This is a genomic window from Nitrospira sp. BLG_2 (assembly GCF_049222245.1).
The window spans coordinates 1-3,461 of the sequence record NZ_JBLYIG010000277.1 but is presented as its reverse complement, the minus strand read 5'-3'; the positions used below and the strand labels follow the sequence as shown (position 1 = coordinate 3,461).

Genomic DNA, 3,461 nt, shown 5'->3' with positions numbered 1-3,461 from the left:
CCCGCGATCCAATGGCACCGGCATTTCCACGATCATAAAGTGGAGATTGCGACAGGGCGCGTGCAAGTTCTTGATATGCCCGCCGAACAGGCCGCCAAGGTAGCAGAGGCGGCCGCAGGGACGGACGGCGTGATCTATCACCTATGGCAGCATGGGCAAGAGTTCCCCGATGGTACTGTGAGTTTCCCGCAATCCCTGGGACACAAGTTTCCCGGATATTCCGATAAGTAGGATCACTTGAAAGGACAAACCTCGTCTTCAATGGAGTGGGCTCGTTTCCGTCGACGAGCCATCGTCCGTAAGAGTTGGGAACTGTGAGTAGCAGCGATGAGCCCGTATCTCTTGATCATAGTAGTTGTGGCCGCGATCGATTTGCCGAGCATCCCGGTCTTTGGAGCAGATGAAGCCGTATTGAGGCCACGCGTGCCGCTTGACCAAATCGATGAAGCCAGAACATGGACGAATCCTCTTCCGGCTACCAAGGACATCATTGAGAAGGGAAAAAGCCTGTTCCATGGGAAGGCCTTCTGTGTGACCTGCCATGGGAAAGACGGTAAAGGATTGGGAGAGGACATTGAGCCGGGCATTCTGAAGGGACCATTGCCGCGAAACTTCACCGACAAAGAATGGCAGGTTGCTCGAACGGATGGAGAACTATTCTGGATTCTAAAAAACGGCAGTAAGGGGACGGCAATGGCTCCCTTTGTGCCGCTTATCTTGACGGAAGAAGAGGCTTGGCAGGTGCTGCGATACGTACGATCATTCGCCCTGGAGAGGACGGATCAAACCCTACACGCCGACTAGCTGGTCCGGTTGGAGAGCAGACGCCGCAACCTATAAAGGGAGTCAGGTCATGCTGATTAAGCTATTCGCATTGCTTGTCGTGCCGGTGTCGCTGGCCGCTCCTGTCGTGGCAGCGGAACGGCACATGATGCAGCCGAGAGTTCCCGCCGATAAGCTGGCGGAGGCCAGGGCTCTCACAAACCCTCTGCCGGCATCACCGGAAATCATAGAAAAAGGAAGGCTGCTCTATAACGGCAAGGGCACTTGCTTTACCTGTCATGGACCGAATGGAGACGGCAAAGGATCAGCTGGGGCCAAACTGAATCCCGCTCCTCGTAATTTTCGGCATCACGGATTTTGGCGACATCGCGCAGAAGGAGAGCTTTTCTGGGTCATCAAGCATGGTTCGCCCGGCACCGGTATGGTGGGGTTTGGTCAGGTCTTATCCGATGAAGAGATCTGGGCTCTCATTCAGTACGAACGCACCTTCGCCCGGAGACACGGGCCACGCATGAGGGGGCATCGAGAAAGTATGGGACCAGATGGCAGAGATGGGATGGGAGGAATGGGACATCGGGGACAAAGAGGCGGCATGGATGAGTAATCGTCTTTGTCTCCGTAGAGTCCAAACGATTTGAATCAGATGGTGGCAGCCGCTATCATGGAACAAACTTGAATCACCGATTTCATCGCGGGTCACGATCGGTCATATTAAGGTAAGAGCTGGTTCGGAGCTTATAGAAGGAGGCCGATATGGGTGCACTGTTCAAAGTCGGAGCTGGGCTAGTGATTGGATTGCTCATGGGTGGCTGTTCTTCTTATTACACGGGAAAGCATGAGACCAAGCTCAAAGCAAGGGCGGCAATTGCGGGGGTAGGCATTACAGGGGAAGCCGACCTGTACGAGGAATATGAAGGACGCGTGCGCATCAAGCTGAAAGTCCGGGGAACACCGGAGAGCAAACTGACTCCAGGGTTGCATGCAATCCATATCCACGAAGCCGGAAGCTGCGAGCCATTTTCAGCCGCCAAGGGGCATTACGACGGCAACGTTGATTCCCAGATGAACCCTGAGGCTACCATCAATCCAGGCCTGGGCAACCACCCCTATCATCTTGGGGATCTGCAGAATCTATCTGTCGATGATGATAGAAAAGGTTCGCTCTATACCGTCACGAGCCGAGTGACGCTCTCGAATGGGTTGAATACGCTGTTCGACAGTGATGGCAGCGCCTTCATTATCCATGAATTTCAGGACAAATACCTTCCTGATCCACCGAACAAGGACGCTCCAGGCGGCGCGAGAATCGCCTGCGGAGTCATTGTCAAACAGTAGTAACGTTCAGAAGTTCGCGATGCTCTACTGTCGCACCCTTCGTAGCCGAGGACGACAACTCTGTCTTCCCATCCCATGTTGCACTTTTCCCCATTGGACAATCTGTCCTGGGTATTCCTGCATCACATCAGCACCCTTCTTGTGTGTATGACCGCCTCGATCCGCCATTTCATCTATTTCCGTCGCACATATCCTGGATGGCATCGGAATCGCACCGGATGTCTTTGAATTCAATCGTGAGTAAAATGGCTCTTAGTCGATAAGGTGAGCTGATCAAGGTTTTGTGAATAAAACGGATGTAAGTAAGTTTTCCGATGGTCGATCAAAGGGAGGGTGTCATGTCAACAAGGAAATGGTTTATCGGGGGATTGAGCATCACGCTCTGTGTGCTCGGGGGCTGCGGAGCAGGTCTTGCCGGCAAGGACTCAGTGGGCAGCGTTCCACTGGAGAAGGTTGTGGACTATATCCATTCAGTGCTGGCGGCCGATAGGACATTTTATACGGTCCATGTCGTGGAGCGTATGAAAACGAGAGGCGTGATCGAGTCGTCGGAGAAATGGCGTTCGGAAAGAGCGCTCCCTCTTCCGGCCCAATTCTTTCAGGAGTCGTCCAGCTTGGCCGAGCTGACGGGAAGCAAAGTGCGATATCGATTGATCAGCCTCAATCCAATCAACAAGCAGAACGGCCCGCGAACTGAGTTTGAACAGAAGGCACTCGAGGCGGTGAGGACGCATCCGGAGCAGCCATACAAGGGCCTCGTCAAGGAGGAAGGCGGCAGATACTTTCAAGCCGTCTACGCAGACCATGCCGTTTCGGAAAGTTGTGTGACCTGTCATAACGCCGACCCCCGCAGCGCGAAGCGTGATTATAAACTCAAGGATGTGTTGGGCGGAGTGCTGATTTCAATTCCTGTATCTGAGTGAGTGATCAACAAACGTGGCATTTCCGGGAGAGTCCCGCTTGATCCGATCCTCAAGAGGGTCGGTCATGGTTATCAGATGTTATTGATCTAACACTGGAGGTATTGGTCATGACGAAGTTGAAGAGACCGTGGGTCGCTGGATTTGGAGGAGTCGCATTGGCCGTCGCGATGACAGCGGTCCCCGTCCTTGTCGATAAAAGCCACGGGAAGATGATGACGCATAGTGGTGGTCATGATCAGGATGCACAGGGCGACCACAGCGGGCACTATCTGACGCATCTGCTGAAGCATGCCAAAGAAATCGGGCTGACACCGGAGCAAATCGGAAAGCTTAAGGCCTTGCAACTGGATTTCAAGCGTACAGAGGCTAAGCTGGAAGCCGATACCAAGATCGCAAAACTCGAACTGCATGCGCTGATGG

4 protein-coding genes and 2 pseudogenes are annotated in these 3,461 nt (G+C 53.5%); all 6 read left to right on the top strand.

Annotation, left to right across the window (positions count from 1 at the left end):
• Window positions 1-231: pseudogene (locus tag ACOSYY_RS07650) on the top strand (DUF1264 domain-containing protein); the annotation flags it as partial.
• Between the two features lie 96 nt (window positions 232-327).
• Complete coding sequence (locus tag ACOSYY_RS07645; RefSeq protein WP_421661673.1) at window positions 328-804, top strand: c-type cytochrome; 477 nt, start codon at window positions 328-330, stop codon at window positions 802-804.
• 49 nt (window positions 805-853) lie between these two features.
• Window positions 854-1,387 carry a c-type cytochrome gene (locus ACOSYY_RS07640; RefSeq protein ID WP_421661672.1) on the top strand — a complete coding sequence of 178 codons (534 nt, stop codon included), beginning with the start codon at window positions 854-856 and terminating at the stop codon, window positions 1,385-1,387.
• Window positions 1,388-1,536: 149 nt separating this feature from the next.
• Window positions 1,537-2,118 carry a superoxide dismutase family protein gene (locus tag ACOSYY_RS07635; RefSeq protein ID WP_421661671.1) on the top strand — a complete coding sequence of 194 codons (582 nt, stop codon included), beginning with the start codon at window positions 1,537-1,539 and terminating at the stop codon, window positions 2,116-2,118.
• Between the two features lie 338 nt (window positions 2,119-2,456).
• Window positions 2,457-3,041, top strand: a complete 585-nt coding sequence (locus ACOSYY_RS07630) for a Tll0287-like domain-containing protein (RefSeq protein ID WP_421661670.1) — start codon at window positions 2,457-2,459, stop codon at window positions 3,039-3,041.
• Between the two features lie 107 nt (window positions 3,042-3,148).
• Window positions 3,149-3,461 (top strand): annotated as a pseudogene (locus ACOSYY_RS07625) (hypothetical protein); the annotation flags it as partial.

Coding starts and splice junctions, on each gene's coding strand:
- ACOSYY_RS07645 (WP_421661673.1), top strand. CDS start 328: ATGAGCCCGTATCTCTTGATCATAGTAGTTGTGGCCGCGATCGATTTG.
- ACOSYY_RS07640 (WP_421661672.1), top strand. CDS start 854: ATGCTGATTAAGCTATTCGCATTGCTTGTCGTGCCGGTGTCGCTGGCC.
- ACOSYY_RS07635 (WP_421661671.1), top strand. CDS start 1,537: ATGGGTGCACTGTTCAAAGTCGGAGCTGGGCTAGTGATTGGATTGCTC.
- ACOSYY_RS07630 (WP_421661670.1), top strand. CDS start 2,457: ATGTCAACAAGGAAATGGTTTATCGGGGGATTGAGCATCACGCTCTGT.